Annotated in this window: 14 protein-coding genes; 12 read left to right on the plus strand and 2 right to left on the minus strand. The window is 62.1% G+C overall.

Translation table 11 applies throughout. The features are described 5' to 3' along the window. The first annotated feature begins 107 nt into the window (after positions 1 to 107). From ACLEJQ_RS18445 to ACLEJQ_RS18460, 4 genes are all read left to right on the plus strand, one after another. On the plus strand, positions 108 to 788 hold the full coding sequence (locus tag ACLEJQ_RS18445) for a response regulator (protein WP_440797201.1): 681 nt from the start codon (positions 108 to 110) through the stop codon (positions 786 to 788). After that, positions 785 to 2,116 (plus strand): ATP-binding protein, encoded by a 1,332-nt coding sequence (locus tag ACLEJQ_RS18450; protein WP_440797203.1) that lies wholly within the window; start codon positions 785 to 787, stop codon positions 2,114 to 2,116. Before ACLEJQ_RS18445 ends, ACLEJQ_RS18450 begins: the two co-directional genes overlap by 4 nt. Before the next feature lie 327 nt (positions 2,117 to 2,443). Further along, a complete protein-coding gene (locus ACLEJQ_RS18455; protein WP_440797205.1) occupies positions 2,444 to 3,856 on the plus strand; it encodes an aspartate aminotransferase family protein in 1,413 nt (470 codons plus the stop codon). Between the two features lie 84 nt (positions 3,857 to 3,940). Beyond that, complete coding sequence (locus ACLEJQ_RS18460) at positions 3,941 to 4,168, plus strand: MbtH family protein (RefSeq protein ID WP_238963712.1); 228 nt, start codon at positions 3,941 to 3,943, stop codon at positions 4,166 to 4,168. 123 nt (positions 4,169 to 4,291) lie between these two features. On the opposite strand, the gene ACLEJQ_RS18465 is transcribed toward ACLEJQ_RS18460, so the two are convergent. Further along, the gene (locus ACLEJQ_RS18465) at positions 4,292 to 5,191 is read right to left on the minus strand and encodes a LysR family transcriptional regulator (protein WP_440797207.1); all 900 of its coding nucleotides are present in this window, start codon (positions 5,189 to 5,191) and stop codon (positions 4,292 to 4,294) included. Between the two features lie 103 nt (positions 5,192 to 5,294). Here ACLEJQ_RS18465 and ACLEJQ_RS18470 point away from each other — a divergent pair, with 103 nt between their 5' ends. Continuing rightward, positions 5,295 to 6,140, plus strand: coding sequence for a type 1 glutamine amidotransferase domain-containing protein (locus ACLEJQ_RS18470; protein WP_440797209.1), 846 nt, complete (start codon positions 5,295 to 5,297; stop codon positions 6,138 to 6,140). Between the two features lie 148 nt (positions 6,141 to 6,288). Here the strand turns inward: ACLEJQ_RS18470 and ppsR are convergent, their stop codons facing one another. Then, on the minus strand, positions 6,289 to 7,107 hold the full coding sequence (ppsR, locus tag ACLEJQ_RS18475) for a posphoenolpyruvate synthetase regulatory kinase/phosphorylase PpsR (protein WP_042732259.1): 819 nt from the start codon (positions 7,105 to 7,107) through the stop codon (positions 6,289 to 6,291). Between the two features lie 180 nt (positions 7,108 to 7,287). Here ppsR and ppsA point away from each other — a divergent pair, with 180 nt between their 5' ends. The 7 genes from ppsA to sigX all read left to right on the plus strand — a co-directional run bounded on the left by ppsA (position 7,288) and on the right by sigX (position 14,358). Continuing rightward, the gene (gene ppsA, locus ACLEJQ_RS18480; protein WP_440797211.1) at positions 7,288 to 9,663 is read left to right on the plus strand and encodes a phosphoenolpyruvate synthase; all 2,376 of its coding nucleotides are present in this window, start codon (positions 7,288 to 7,290) and stop codon (positions 9,661 to 9,663) included. A gap of 247 nt (positions 9,664 to 9,910) precedes the next feature. Then, on the plus strand, positions 9,911 to 10,900 hold the full coding sequence (locus ACLEJQ_RS18485; protein WP_440797213.1) for an alpha/beta fold hydrolase: 990 nt from the start codon (positions 9,911 to 9,913) through the stop codon (positions 10,898 to 10,900). A 126-nt stretch (positions 10,901 to 11,026) separates the two neighbouring features. Next, positions 11,027 to 11,518 (plus strand): ribonuclease E activity regulator RraA, encoded by a 492-nt coding sequence (rraA, locus tag ACLEJQ_RS18490; protein ID WP_440797215.1) that lies wholly within the window; start codon positions 11,027 to 11,029, stop codon positions 11,516 to 11,518. Positions 11,519 to 11,543: 25 nt separating this feature from the next. Then, complete coding sequence (locus tag ACLEJQ_RS18495; protein ID WP_440797217.1) at positions 11,544 to 12,539, plus strand: zinc transporter ZntB; 996 nt, start codon at positions 11,544 to 11,546, stop codon at positions 12,537 to 12,539. Between the two features lie 63 nt (positions 12,540 to 12,602). Then, positions 12,603 to 12,848, plus strand: coding sequence for a CrfX protein (locus ACLEJQ_RS18500; protein WP_245140630.1), 246 nt, complete (start codon positions 12,603 to 12,605; stop codon positions 12,846 to 12,848). 2 nt (positions 12,849 to 12,850) lie between these two features. Next, the gene (locus ACLEJQ_RS18505; RefSeq protein ID WP_003183617.1) at positions 12,851 to 13,675 is read left to right on the plus strand and encodes a mechanosensitive ion channel family protein; all 825 of its coding nucleotides are present in this window, start codon (positions 12,851 to 12,853) and stop codon (positions 13,673 to 13,675) included. Between the two features lie 92 nt (positions 13,676 to 13,767). After that, on the plus strand, positions 13,768 to 14,358 hold the full coding sequence (sigX, locus tag ACLEJQ_RS18510) for an RNA polymerase sigma factor SigX (protein WP_440797219.1): 591 nt from the start codon (positions 13,768 to 13,770) through the stop codon (positions 14,356 to 14,358). The last annotated feature ends 100 nt before the right edge of the window (positions 14,359 to 14,458 follow it).

A 14,458-nucleotide genomic window follows, 5' to 3' on the forward strand; every position in this document is an offset into this window, starting at 1 on the left:
GGCGGCAACCGCCAGGCAGCAATGATCGCCCCTATTGGCCGTACTCGTCGCATAATGTCGGCTTAATCGGCCGGCGGCCTAATGTACCTTTTTCCACGGGGCTTACCATGCGTGTACTGGTCTGCGAAGACGATGAGTTGATTGCCAGCGGGATCGTCGCCGGGCTGACGGCCCAGGGCCTGACCGTCGAGCACGTCGCCACGGCCTCGGCGGCGCGGGCCATGGTCGGCGTGGCCGAGTTCGACGTCATGGTCCTCGACCTGGGCCTGCCCGACGAAGACGGCCTCAAGCTGCTCCGGCAACTGCGCCAGCAAGGCCTGGAGATCCCCGTATTGATCCTCACCGCCCGGGATTCGGTGACCGACCGGGTCGACGGCTTGCAGGCCGGCGCCGACGACTATCTGCTCAAGCCCTTCGACCTGCGTGAACTGGCGGCGCGCCTGCACACCTTGCTGCGGCGTGTGGCCGGGCGCAGCGTCAATCTGATCGAGCACGGCCGCCTGACCTACGACCCCAGCAGCCGCGAAACCACCCTGGACGGCCAGCCGGTGGACCTGTCCCGACGCGAACAGTCGCTGTTACAGGCCTTGTTGCACAGCCGCGGTCGGGTACTGTCTACCGAACAGCTCAAGGACAGCGTCTACGGGTTCAACGACGAACTGGAAAGCAACGCCCTGAACGTGCACATCCATCATCTGCGGCGCAAGCTGGGCAATGGCATTGTCGAGACCGTGCGTGGCCTGGGTTATCGCCTGGGGCCGGCCGACGGTGGGGAATCGTCCAAGTGATGAGCCTGCGACTGCGCCTGAGTCTGACGCTCGGCGCGGCCTTCGCCCTGATCTGGGCCCTGGCTGCGGCGTGGATGCTCAGTGACCTGCGCAACCAGATGATGTTTTCCCTCGACCAGCGTCTGGTGGCTTCGGCGCGGATGGTCGCCGGGCTCCTTGAGCAAATGCCGCCACTGCCGAGCAAGGGCGATGGCACGCACTTCAGCGCTGAACAGCTGAGTATTCCCGGCGGCATGGCCTGCCAGGTCAGTTCCTTACGTGGCGAAATCCTCGCTCGCAGTCACGGCACCCCGGAGCAACCGCTGGAAGCCGAGAAAATCGGCTTTCGTGACCAGATGATCGATGGTGCGCCCTGGCGCAGTTTCACCCTGGTCCGGGGCGATTTGCGCATTACCACTGCCGACCGGCAGATCGAGCGCGAAGCCTTGAACCTCTCAGTGCTGCTGGCGGCTTCGGTGCCGGTGGGCGTGGCACTGCTGGGCTGCCTTTGTCTGTTGTGGCTGGGCATCGGTCAGGGCCTGGCGCCGCTCAATCGGATGCGCGATGCATTGATGCGGCGCAATGCCGACTCTCTCGAACCTTTGCAGATTCATCCGCTGCCCAGTGAATTGCGGCCGTTGCTGGAAACCCAGAATCAGTTGTTCCAACGCATCGGCAAGACCATCGAACGCGAACGGCGCCTGACCGGTGACGCCGCCCACGAACTGCGCAGCCCGTTGACGGCGATCAAGACGCACCTGCAGGTGGCGCGCATGACCGAGGGCGCCGCCCGCGACCAGTCCCTGGCCCGGGCCGAGGAGGGCGCCGACCGTCTGCACCGTACCCTTGAACAGTTGCTGTTGCTGGCGCGGGTCGAAGGCAGCCTGTCGTTCGACGACGGCGTGCAGTGCAACGCCGAGCAGGTCGCACGGCTGGCGGTCCAGGACGCGGCCAGCGGCGATTCGCGGCGGATCAACTTGCATGTTTCGCCAGGATTGTCCGACGCACCGGTGCAGATGCCGGCGGTGCTCGCCATCGCCGCGGTGCGTAACCTGCTGGATAACGCCTTGCGCCATACTCCCGGCGATACCGAGGTGCAGTTGAGCCTGGAAATGATCGGCCAGCGTGTGCGTTTCCAGGTTCGCGACCATGGGCCGGGCATCGCCGCCGACGATCTCCAGCACCTGACCCAGCGCTTCTGGCGCAGCGGCCAGAGCACCGGTTGCGGACTGGGGCTGGCCATTGTTCAGGCCATCGTCCAGCGCTGCGGTTGCGGGCTGCATTTCGACAGCCGCCCGGATGGTTTGCGAGTGGAGTTGACGGTGCCGGTGCAGTCGCTGCCCGGCTAATACCGGAGTCCCGATTGGCAGCGATCAAAGGTGGCGAGGGAGCTTGCTCTCGCTGGGCTGCAAAGCAGCCCCTCCTGCCGTGGAGCGCAGACAGTCTGACCCATTGGGGGGGCCGGTTTGGGCCCGCTGCGCGGTCCAGCGGGAGCAAGCTCCCTCGCTACGGGATCCGGGTAATGCCGATATATGCTCGGTGTTCCTATCCGGAGCGGGTGCCCTGCACCTTGAGAAGCCCTGCCCGGCAAAGTTCGATCCTGGGGTAAATCCCTTCTTCGCTGGTGCGTTTCCCCAACAGGAAACCTGCACATGTGTGCCCAGCGAGGTCGAGAAATGTCAGTCGCCAACAGCCTTATCGAAGCACAGCCGGCGCGGGTCAACCCTGCGCCGACCGAGACGCTGTACCAGTTCAACGAAACGCCGCTACTGGCCCGCCAGAGTCGCCAGGAGTCCAACGCCCGCAGTTATCCTCGGCGTATCCCGTTGGCGCTCAAGCGGGCCCGGGGGATACATGTCGAGGACGTTGAAGGGCGTACTTTCATCGATTGCCTGGCTGGTGCCGGGACTCTGGCCTTGGGGCACAACCATCCGGTGGTGATCGAGGCGATCCGGCAGGCGCTGGACGACGAACTACCGCTGCACACCCTGGACCTGACCACCCCGGTCAAAGACCGCTTCGTCCAGGACCTGTTCGGCCTGTTGCCGCCGGCGCTGGCTGGCGAGGCGAAGATCCAGTTCTGCGGCCCCACAGGCACCGACGCAGTGGAAGCCGCGTTGAAACTGGTGCGCACCGCCACCGCACGCTCTACGGTGCTGTCGTTCCAGGGCGGTTATCACGGCATGAGCCAGGGGGCGTTGAGCCTGATGGGCAGCCTGGGGCCGAAGAAACCCCTGGGCGCCTTGCTTGGCAATGGCGTGCAATTCATGCCGTTCCCCTACGACTACCGTTGCCCGTTCGGGCTGGGTGGCAACGAAGGCGTCAGGGCCAATCTGCATTATCTGGAAAACCTGCTGAACGATCCCGAGGCCGGGGTGCAGTTGCCGGCGGCGGTGATTGTCGAGGTGGTGCAGGGCGAGGGCGGGGTGATTCCCGCCGACCTCGATTGGTTGCGCGGCTTGCGGCGAATCACCGAGCAGGCGGGCGTGGCGCTGATCGTCGACGAAATCCAGAGCGGTTTCGGCCGCACCGGCAAAATGTTCGCCTTCGAGCACGCCGGGATCATCCCCGACGTGGTGGTGCTGTCCAAGGCCATCGGCGGCAGCTTGCCGCTGGCGGTGGTGGTGTATCGCGACTGGCTCGACACCTGGTTGCCGGGCGCCCATGCCGGGACCTTCCGCGGTAACCAGATGGCCATGGCCGCCGGTTCCGCCGTGATGCGTTACCTGGTGGAGCACAACCTGCCGGCCCATGCCGCCGCCATGGGCGAGCGCTTGAGCGAGCATCTGCGGATCTTGCAGCGCGAATTCCCGCAACTGGGGGACATTCGTGGTCGTGGACTGATGCTCGGCGTCGAACTGGTGGACCCACAGGGTAAGCCGGACGCCCTCGGTCATCCACCGGTGGATGCCCGCCTGGCGCCGCGGCTGCAGCGCGAATGCCTCAAGCGCGGGCTCATCCTGGAGCTGGGCGGTCGTCAAGGCGCCGTGGTGCGTTTCCTGCCGCCGTTGATCATCACGGCGGCGGAAATCGACCGGGTCGCGGAAATTTTCGGTCGGGCGTTGAAGGCCGCGGTTGCCGATACCTAATTTTCCACCGGCCTGGTACGTTCCTTACATATCCCGGCTGCGCATGCGCCGCAGCGAACCTCGAGCAAAGATGGAGAAACACCCATGACTTCAGTATTCGACCGCGAGGACATCGTCTTTCAGGTCGTGGTCAACCACGAAGAGCAATATTCGATCTGGCCCGACTACAAGGCCATCCCTGAAGGCTGGCGTACCGTCGGCAAAAGCGGGTTCAAGAAAGAGTGCCTGGCCTACATCGAAGAGGTCTGGACCGACATGCGCCCCTTGAGCTTGCGCAAGAAAATGGAAGAGCAGGCGGCTGCGGTGCATTGATTCAAGGCAGCGCCGCGGCTTTTTGTGGGAGCGGGCTTGCTCGCGAATGCGGTATGTCATCCACCTGATGCGTCGACTGACACACTGCTTTCGCGAGCAAGCTCGCTCCCACAGGTTTGTGGTTCAGCCCTCCGCCACCAGAAACTCAATCAATGCCCGTGCCGCCGCCGGCAGTTGCCGGTGGGGCGGGTAGATCACCGAGAACGGCCGGCTGCGCCCGGCAAATGCTTTCAGTACTTCCACCAGTTCACCGCGCTCGATGCGCTCGCGGACGATGAAGTCATAGGTCTGGCAAATCCCCATTCCTGCCAAGGCCAGGGACACGCTGCCCAGCACATCGTCGGTCACCTGCACATCCCCCACCGGCAACCATTCCCGGTCCTCCTGACGCTGGCGAAACAGCCACGGCGCGACGCGCCCGCTGCTGGGCATCACGAAAGGCAGGCAAGCGTGGGCAGCTAAATCGTCTATGTGCTGGGGCGTACCGGCACGCACCAGGTATTGCGGGGCGGCCACCAGGCACAGGCGGGCGTCTTCGAGTTTACGTCCGACCAGTGCGCTGTCTGGCAACTGCCCAAGGCGGATCGCCAGGTCATACCCTTCGGCCACCAGGTCGACATTGCGGTTGGTGATGCTCAGCTCGACCCGCACCTGCGGACAGGCCAGGGCGAAGCGCGCCAGCAGCGACGGCAGGCGGTAATGGCCATAGGTGGTTGGCACGCTCAGGCGCACGCGACCGGTCAAGACCCCGTCCTGGCCCTGGATCCGCCGTTCGGCATCGTCGATCAAAGCAAAGGCGGAGCGTGACTGCTCCAGATACAGGGCACCGGCATCGGTCAGGTTCAGCCGTCGGGTGGTGCGCCGCAACAATTGCACCCCCAGCCGCGCTTCGAGGCGCGAGATGGCCCGGCTCAGCACGGAGGGCGTGGTGCCCAGAGCCACGGCACCGGCGCTGAGGGTGCCTTTTTCCACGACCGTGACGAAGGCTTCCACGTCGGCCAGGTGATCGAATCGACGGGCCATTATTGCCTCCAGGGGCCAAGTGATGTTCGCGTCGCCGAGTTTATCGCCGGTCGGGGCATCAATACAGTGGGCGCAACTTCCTCCCAAGCCTTCTGGAGTCATCATGAAAAAGCTCACACCCCTGGCAATCGCCGCCGCGTTGGCGGCCTCCAGCGTCGCAGCCCATGCCGATAACGTGCTGGTGGTCCTGTCGGATGCCGATCACTTGGATCTGCGCGACGGCAAGGTCTTTTCCACCGGTTTCTACCTCAACGAACTGCTGCAACCGGTCAAGCTGTTGCTGGACGCCGGCCATCAGGTGACCTTTGCCACCCCCGAAGGCAAGGCTCCGACCCTCGATCGCTCGTCAGTGGACAAAATGTACTTCAACAACGATGCGGCGGAGCTGGAGCGCTACCAGGCGCTGCTGGCCCAGCTGAAAATCACCTCGGCCGCAGAGTCGCCCGTGGTCAGCCTGGCCCGCGTCGAACAGCAGGGCCTGGACCGTTTCGATGCCTTGTACATTCCGGGCGGCCATGCGCCCATGCAGGATTTGCTCACCAGTGCGCCTTTGGGCCGGGTGCTGACGCATTTTCATGACAAGGGTAAAACCACCGCGCTGGTCTGCCACGGGCCGATTGCGCTGCTGTCGACATTGCCCAACGCCCAGGGCTTCGTCGGCCAGCTGACCGCCAAAGGCCAGGCCTCGGCCCCGTCGGACTGGATCTACGCCGGGTACAAAATGACCGTAATCAGCAATCAGGAAGAGGAACTGGCCAAGGGGCTGTTGGGCGGTGGAAGTATGAAATTCTACCCACAGACCGCGTTGCAGCAGGCTGGCGGGCAGTACAGCAGTAACACCGCGCCGTGGACCGCCCATGTGGTGAAGGATCGGGAATTGATCACCGGCCAGAATCCGGCCTCGGCGCTGGCGGTGGGGCAGGAGTTGGTTGGGCGGTTGAGTCACTGAACTCAGAGTAAGCCCTGATCCCCTTGTGGGAGCGAGCCTGCTCCGGGCGGCGATCCGACGATAGCGGTGGGTCAGCAGAATTTGTGCTGGCTGACACTCCGCAATCGCGAGCGAGCTCGCTCCCACAAGGTCTTGTGTTGGTGCGGGTTTATTTGAACCGCCGCTCCACCCCTTTCTCCACCAGGATCTTCGCCGATATCTCTTCCACCGAAAAATGCGTGGAATTGATATGGGGAATGTTCTCCCGCCGGAACAGGTTCTCCACCTCGCGCACTTCGAATTCGCACTGGGCGTAGCTCGAATAACGGCTGTTGGGCTTGCGCTCGTTGCGGATCGCGGTAAGGCGGTCCGGGTCGATGGTCAGGCCGAACAGCTTGTGCTGGTGGGCGCGCAGGGCGCTGGGCAGTTGCAGGCGCTCCATGTCCTCTTCGGTCAGCGGGTAGTTGGCCGCGCGGATGCCGAACTGCATCGCCATGTACAGGCACGTCGGCGTCTTACCACAGCGCGACACACCCACTAGGATCAGGTCGGCCTTGTCGTAATAATGCGTGCGTGCGCCGTCATCGTTGTCCAGCGCGAAGTTGACCGCCTCGATCCGCTCCATGTAGTTGGAGTTGTGCCCGATGGAATGGGACTTGCCGACCGAGTACGAGGAGTGCTCGCTCAGTTCCTGCTCCAGGGGCGCGAGGAAGGTGGAAAAAATGTCGATCATGAAACCATTGGACGTTGCGAGAATCTCACGGATGTCCTGATTGACGATGGTGTCGAAGATGATCGGGCGAAAACCGTCGGTTTCGGCGGCTTTATTGATTTGCTGTACCATCGCCCGCGCCTTGTCGACGCTGTCGATGTAGGGGCGTGTCAACTTGGTGAAGGTAATGTTTTCGAATTGCGCCAACAGGCTTTGACCTAGCGTTTCGGCCGTGATGCCGGTGCCGTCGGAGATAAAGAAAGCAGATCGTTTCATTTGCGCCTTGGGCCCTAGTGAGCTAGTGACGATTCTTGGATATGATAGGCGCGATTTGCCGGCCGCCAATGGCCCGCATTCTCACTTATTTTCCAGGTCCAGGCCATATCGCCGGCATTCGCTCCCCTGGAGCTGTCCGGTGCCTTGAGCTTTTCCAACACAGTTAGTGGAGAGATCACCTTGGTAGAGTACGTAGTTTCCCTCGATAAGCTCGGCGTCCATGATGTGGAGCATGTGGGGGGCAAGAACGCATCCCTGGGCGAGATGATCAGTAACCTCGCCGGTGCCGGCGTATCGGTACCAGGTGGCTTCGCCACGACCGCTCAGGCTTATCGTGATTTCCTGGAACTGAGTGGCTTGAACCAACAGATCCATGAAGCGCTCGACGCCCTGGACGTGGATGACGTCAATGCCCTGGCCAAGACCGGTGCCCAGATCCGCCAGTGGATCATGGAAGCCGAGTTCCCCGAGCAACTGAACGCCGAGATCCGCACCGCCTTCGCCAAGCTGTCCGAAGGCAATCCCGACATTGCCGTCGCCGTACGCTCTTCGGCCACCGCCGAAGACCTGCCGGACGCTTCCTTTGCCGGCCAGCAGGAAACCTTCCTGAACATCCGCGGCGTGGACAACGTCATCCGCGCCGCCAAGGAAGTCTTCGCCTCCCTTTTCAACGACCGTGCCATTTCCTACCGCGTACACCAGGGCTTCGACCACAAGCTGGTGGCCCTGTCGGCAGGCGTGCAGCGCATGGTCCGCTCCGAAACCGGTACCGCCGGCGTGATGTTCACCCTCGACACCGAGTCGGGCTTCCGTGACGTGGTGTTCATCACCGGCGCCTACGGCCTGGGTGAAACCGTCGTGCAGGGCGCGGTGAACCCGGACGAGTTCTATGTCCATAAAGGCACGCTCCAGGCCGGCCGCCCGGCGATCCTGCGGCGTAACCTGGGCAGCAAGGCCATCAAGATGATCTACGGCGACGAAGCCAAGGCCGGTCGTTCGGTGAAAACCGTCGATGTGGACAAGGCCGAGCGCGCTCGTTTCTGCCTGACCGATGCGGAAGTCAGCGAGCTGGCGAAACAGGCGATGATCATCGAGAAACACTACAAGTGCCCGATGGACATCGAGTGGGCCAAGGACGGTGACGACGGCAAGCTGTACATCGTGCAGGCCCGTCCGGAAACCGTGAAGAGCCGCACCCAGGCCAACGTCATGGAGCGCTACCTGCTCAAGGAAACCGGCACCGTGCTGGTGGAAGGCCGCGCCATCGGCCAGCGTATCGGCGCCGGCAAGGTGCGGATCATCAACGACGTCTCGGAGATGGACAAGGTCCAGGCCGGCGACGTGCTGGTGTCCGACATGACCGACCCGGACTGGGAACCGGTGATGAAGCGCGCCAGCGCCATCGTCACCAACCGCGGCGGGCGGACCTGCCACGCGGCGATCATCGCCCGTGAGCTGGGCATCCCGGCGGTGGTCGGTTGCGGCAACGCCACACAACTGCTCAAGGATGGCCAGGGCGTGACCGTATCCTGCGCCGAGGGCGATACCGGCTACATCTTCGAAGGCGAGCTGGGCTTCGATATCAAGAAGAACTCCGTGGACGCCATGCCGGAGCTGCCGTTCAAGATCATGATGAACGTCGGCAACCCGGACCGCGCCTTTGACTTCGCGCAGTTGCCGAACGCCGGCGTGGGCCTGGCCCGCCTGGAGTTCATCATCAATCGCATGATCGGCGTGCACCCCAAGGCGCTGCTGAACTATGACGGCCTGCCGCCCGAGATCAAGGACAGCGTCGACAAGCGCATCGCCGGCTACGACGATCCGGTCGGTTTCTACGTCGAGAAACTGGTGGAAGGCATCAGCACCCTGGCTGCCGCCTTCTACCCGAAAAAGGTCATCGTGCGCCTGTCGGACTTCAAGTCCAACGAGTACGCCAACCTGATCGGCGGCAAGCTCTACGAGCCTGAAGAAGAAAACCCGATGCTGGGCTTCCGCGGCGCCTCGCGCTACATCAGCGAATCGTTCCGCGACTGCTTCGAGCTCGAGTGCCGCGCCCTCAAGCGCGTGCGCAACGACATGGGCCTGACCAACGTCGAGATCATGGTGCCGTTCGTGCGTACCCTCGGCGAAGCGAGCCAGGTGGTCGACCTGCTGGCGGAAAACGGTCTGGCACGCGGCGACAACGGCCTGCGCGTCATCATGATGTGCGAGTTGCCGTCCAACGCGATCCTGGCCGAAGAGTTCCTCGAATTCTTCGACGGTTTCTCCATCGGCTCCAACGACCTGACCCAGCTGACCCTGGGCCTGGACCGTGACTCCGGGATCATCGCGCACCTGTTCGACGAGCGGAACCCGGCGGTCAAGAAGCTGCTGGCCAACGCCATCGCTGCCTGCAACAAGGCCGGCAAGTACATCGGTATCTGCGGCCAAGGCCCTTCGGACCACCCGGACCTGGCCAAATGGCTGATGGAACAGGGTATCGAAAGCGTTTCGCTGAACCCGGACTCGGTGCTGGAGACCTGGTTCTTCCTGGCTGAGGGGCAGGGCGCGGTCTGATTGAGTGAACGGGCCGATCATGGCATCGCTGTTTTAAGGCAGGAGTTCATTGTGGCGAGGGAGCTTGCTCCCGCTTGAGTGCGAAGCACTCAAAAAAATGGGTCTGCTGCGCAGCCCAGCGGGAGCAAGCTCCCTCGCCACGGTATTTCACCTGTCTGAATTGAGCAGTGCTGTGCTCGAACGGTCCCTTTTGATTGAAACAGGGCGGGCTCCTGAGGGATGCCGCCCTTTTTTGTGCAAGAGCATTATGCAAAGCAGCAGCGACCTATTTCCTGTCGCTCTGATCAGCGCCGAGCGGCGCGGTGATCTGAGCGAAGACGTCTATCGTTTGAAACCCGGCAACAGCCCGGACTACAGCGTCGAACTGGCCGTAACCCGGCTGGGCATGGCCGATGCCGGCCCGACCCGGGGCGTCCCCGTGATCCTGTTGCATGGTAGTTTCTCCAACAGGCGTTTCTGGTATTCCCCCAAGGGCCTCGGGCTGGGGGCGCATCTGGCTCGCCTGGGCTTCGATGTCTGGATTCCCGAAATGCGCGGCCATGGCCTGTCCCAGCGTAACCAGGATTACCGCAACAACCGCGTGGCCGACTACGCCCGCTACGACTTGCCGGCCATCGGTGCCTTCGTGCGCGAGCAGAGCGCTCAGGTGCCGCACTGGATCGGCCATTCCCTGGGCGGCATCACCCTGGCGGCGGCGCTGGGCGGGCATTATCTGGGCGAGCCTGCCGTGGCCTCGGCAGCTTTTTTCGGCACCCAGGTCAGCCGCACCTACTGGCCGCTGAAAATTCCGCCTGTGGAATGGAGCGGCCGCTTTATCCTCAAGCGTTTTGCCCAATTGTCCGGCTCACGGCTCAAGCGCGGTCCCGAGGACGAGCCCATCGGCCTGGCCCTGGAGAGCATGCGCTGGTACGGGTTGTTCGGACGCTTCGGCGATGCCGAGAAAAATTGGTGGGCCGGCCTGGCCGATGTCCGCGTACCCGTGCTGGCAGTGAGCGCAGCGGGCGATCAGCAGGACCCCACCTGGGCTTGCCGCAAGCTGTTCGAGCAGATCGGCTCCGAGCACAAGCGGTTCGTGTGCCTGGGCCGCGAGCAGGGTTTCAACGATGATTTCGGCCATGTCGAGATGCTGGTCAGCAAAGCCGCGCAGGTTGAAGTCTGGCCGCTGGTCGCGCGTTGGCTGGACGATCAGGCTGCGCCATTGCAGGGGGAGACGCCCCGTCTGGCCGAGGCGGTCTGAGGCGAAGGCTCTGACAAGGGCATTTCGCTCTGGTCGGCTTGCGGCTAAGATATGACGCTTCACGCGGTTTCGGTCACAAACGGTTGCTCATTCAGTCTGAAGTCCCAGCCTTACAGGAGTTATTCGATGAACCATTACCTCACGCCTGACCTGTGCGATGCCTACCCGGACCTGGTCCAGGTGCTGGAGCCGATGTTCAGCAATTTCGGCGGCCGCGATTCGTTCGGTGGCGAAATCGTGACCATCAAATGCTTCGAAGACAACTCGCTGGTCAAGGAGCAGGTCGAGCAGCCGGGCGCTGGCAAGGTGTTAGTGGTGGACGGTGGCGGCTCTCTGCGCCGGGCGCTGCTGGGTGACATGCTGGCGGAAAAGGCCGCGAAGAATGGCTGGGAAGGGCTGGTGATCTACGGTTGCATCCGCGACGTCGATGTCATCGCCCAGACCGACCTCGGTGTCCAGGCCCTGGCCAGTCACCCGATGAAAACCGATAAGCGCGGCATCGGTGACCTCAACGTGCCGGTGACCTTTGCCGGCGTGACGTTCCGTCCGGGCGAGTATGTCTATGCGGATAACAACGGCGTGATCGTCTCGCCAAGTCCGCTGAAAATGCCTGAATGACACGCCACCGCCATAAGGGATGAGGATGTTCGAGGAAGAAAACGCCCAGTGGGGACTGGTGCATGCCCTGGTGCTGGACGGTAAAGGCGGCGCACGTTCCATCGCCAGGACCGAACTCGACGATTTGCAGTTGCAAGGCCACGAAAGCCTGTGGCTGCACTGGGATCGAAGCCATCCTCAGACCCACACCTGGCTGCGCAAATCCAGCGGCCTGAGTGAATTCAACTGCGACCTGCTGCTGGAAGAGAACACCCGCCCGCGGCTGTTACCTTTGCCCAACGCCGAGCTGCTGCTGTTCCTCAGGGGGATCAACCTCAATCCGGGCGCCGAGCCGGAAGATATGGTCTCGGTACGCATCTTTGCGTCTGCCCAGCGGGTCATCTCCCTGCGCCTGCGGCCGTTGCGCGCCACCGATGAGCTGCTGGTGCAACTGGCCGAAGGCAAGGGACCCAAGACCGCCTCGGAGCTCATCCTCTATATGGCGCAGTACCTGACCAACAAGGTGCAGGACCTGGTGACCTGCCTGTCGGAAATCGTCGACACCGAAGAAGAACAACTCGATACCGACGAACGGTACACCCCCGAGCACGACGCCATTTTACATATCCGTCGCCGGGCGGCCGGGCTGAAGCGCTTTCTGGCGCCACAGCGGGACATCTTCGGACAGATGAGCCGGCTCAAGTTGCCGTGGTTCGTCGAGGATGACGGCGACTACTGGAACGAATTGAACAACAGCCTGACCCGTTACCTCGAAGAGCTGGAATTGACCCGAGAGCGCGTGGGGCTTGTGCTGGAGGCCGAGGACCGGCGTTTGTCGGTGCGCATGAACCGCACCATGTACCGCTTCGGCATCATTACCGGCATCTTCCTGCCGATGAGTTTCCTCACCGGCCTTCTGGGCATCAACGTCGGCGGCATTCCATTGTCCGACAGCCCCTACGGTTTCATGGTCGCCTGCCTGCTGATGGTCTGCGTGGCCCTGGGGCAATGGTGGTTGTTCCGCCGTTTGCGCTGGGTCTGATGAGGCTTCATGTGACCCGACGAAATTTGATCGCGTCTTCCACAGACATCACGAGAGGTGCGTATGCACGATCCGTTCGAACAGTCTTTGCGCGACATGCTCAAGGCTTCGCCGTCCAGCCGGGACGACGACGCATGCCTGGGACGTGTACTGAAAACCGCCAACCGCCAGGTCGGCGCCGGCGATCTGTTCAGCCTGCTGGGCCGCTGGTTGCCCGCGCTGATGATCGCCGTGAATAACGGGTCGGCCCACGTTTCGCCGGTTTCCCGTCGTAAACCTGTTACTCGCACCGCTGATAAGGCTGATTGAATATGGAACTTGATCTCTGGACCCAGAGCCTCGTCACGGCGATGACCGCGTTGTGGACCAAGGTGGCTAACTTCATCCCGAACCTCTTCGGCGCGCTGGTGGTGCTGTTGCTCGGCTTCGTAGTGGCCAAGCTGTTGGATACGCTGCTGTCCAAACTGCTCGCCAAGCTCGGTCTCGACCGCCTGATGGGCGGCACCGGCCTGACCAAATTGCTGTCACGAGGGGGCATCCAGGTGCCGATCTCGACCCTGGTCGGCAAGATCGTCTATTGGTTCGTGTTGCTGATTTTCCTGGTTTCTGCCGCTGAGTCCCTTGGCCTTGAGCGAGTTTCAGCTACGCTGGACATGCTCGCGTTGTATTTGCCGAAGGTTTTTGGTGCAGCGCTGGTGCTGCTGGTCGGCGTGCTCCTGGCGCAACTGGCCAACGGGCTGGTGCGCGGCGCGGCCGAGGGCGTGGGGCTGGATTACGCCGCAGGCGTCGGGCGAATTGCCCAGGGCCTGGTAATCATCATCAGTATTTCGGTTGCGATCAGCCAGTTGGAGGTCAAGACTGACCTGCTCAACCATGTGATCGTAATCGTTCTGATTACCGTTGGTCTGGCCGTCGCGCTGGCCATGGGATTGGGAAGCCGGGAAATTGCCGGTCAGATTCTTGCGGGAATCTATGTGCGTGAGTTGTACGAGGTTGGGCAACAAGTGCGTGTTGGCGAGGTCGAAGGCCAGATCGAGGAGATCGGCACGGTGAAGACCACATTGCTGACCGATGAGGGCGAATTGGTGTCGCTCTCCAATCGGATCCTGCTGGAACAGCATGTGAGTAGCCGCTAACCCGGCAAACCCTGCTAATGTATGCCGCCGCAAAATGCCGGGTAGCCCCAGGCTGCGGCGCACATTGACCTAGACTGTCGGCCCGACTTGTTTTGAACAAACCCCAATCGCCATCCACGCGCTATGACCCCCGTGATCTCTCCGATGAGGAGTTGGTCGCGCGCGCACATACGGAGCTGTTCCACGTCACCCGTGCTTACGAAGAGTTGATGCGCCGTTACCAGAGGACATTATTTAACGTTTGTGCGCGATATCTCGGGAACGATCGGGATGCTGACGATGTCTGTCAGGAGGTGATGTTGAAGGTGCTGTATGGCCTGAAGAACTTCGAGGGGAAATCGAAGTTCAAGACATGGCTCTATAGCATCACCTACAACGAATGCATCACGCAGTACCGCAAGGAACGGCGAAAGCGTCGCTTGATGGACGCGCTGAGCCTTGACCCTCTTGAAGAAGCGTCTGACGAAAAGGCGCCTAAACCTGAGGAGAAGGGCGGGCTTGATCGCTGGCTGGTTTATGTAAACCCGATCGATCGGGAAATTCTGGTGCTACGATTTGTCGCAGAGCTGGAGTTCCAGGAGATCGCAGACATCATGCACATGGGTTTGAGCGCGACAAAAATGCGTTACAAGCGTGCTCTTGACAAATTGCGTGAGAAATTTGCAGGCATTGCCGAAACTTAGTTCGGCGCAAATATCTCTTACGTGTAGGCAAGTTCTGATAGACTTGCCGCCGAGTTGTCCCCCGGTTTGCGGGACTGCTTCACAATCACCAGATGGGGAT

The organism is Pseudomonas sp. SMV71, from assembly GCF_052042015.1.
Taxonomy (GTDB): domain Bacteria; phylum Pseudomonadota; class Gammaproteobacteria; order Pseudomonadales; family Pseudomonadaceae; genus Aquipseudomonas.

Excerpts from the sequence above, each read along its gene's own strand:
- ACLEJQ_RS18445 (WP_440797201.1), top strand. The coding sequence starts at position 108 with ATGCGTGTACTGGTCTGCGAAGACGATGAGTTGATTGCCAGCGGGATC.
- ACLEJQ_RS18455 (WP_440797205.1), top strand. The coding sequence starts at position 2,444 with ATGTCAGTCGCCAACAGCCTTATCGAAGCACAGCCGGCGCGGGTCAAC.
- ACLEJQ_RS18460 (WP_238963712.1), top strand. The coding sequence starts at position 3,941 with ATGACTTCAGTATTCGACCGCGAGGACATCGTCTTTCAGGTCGTGGTC.
- ACLEJQ_RS18465 (WP_440797207.1), bottom strand. The coding sequence starts at position 5,191 with ATGGCCCGTCGATTCGATCACCTGGCCGACGTGGAAGCCTTCGTCACG.
- ACLEJQ_RS18470 (WP_440797209.1), top strand. The coding sequence starts at position 5,295 with ATGAAAAAGCTCACACCCCTGGCAATCGCCGCCGCGTTGGCGGCCTCC.
- ppsR (WP_042732259.1), bottom strand. The coding sequence starts at position 7,107 with ATGAAACGATCTGCTTTCTTTATCTCCGACGGCACCGGCATCACGGCC.
- ACLEJQ_RS18485 (WP_440797213.1), top strand. The coding sequence starts at position 9,911 with ATGCAAAGCAGCAGCGACCTATTTCCTGTCGCTCTGATCAGCGCCGAG.
- rraA (WP_440797215.1), top strand. The coding sequence starts at position 11,027 with ATGAACCATTACCTCACGCCTGACCTGTGCGATGCCTACCCGGACCTG.
- ACLEJQ_RS18495 (WP_440797217.1), top strand. The coding sequence starts at position 11,544 with ATGTTCGAGGAAGAAAACGCCCAGTGGGGACTGGTGCATGCCCTGGTG.
- ACLEJQ_RS18500 (WP_245140630.1), top strand. The coding sequence starts at position 12,603 with ATGCACGATCCGTTCGAACAGTCTTTGCGCGACATGCTCAAGGCTTCG.
- ACLEJQ_RS18505 (WP_003183617.1), top strand. The coding sequence starts at position 12,851 with ATGGAACTTGATCTCTGGACCCAGAGCCTCGTCACGGCGATGACCGCG.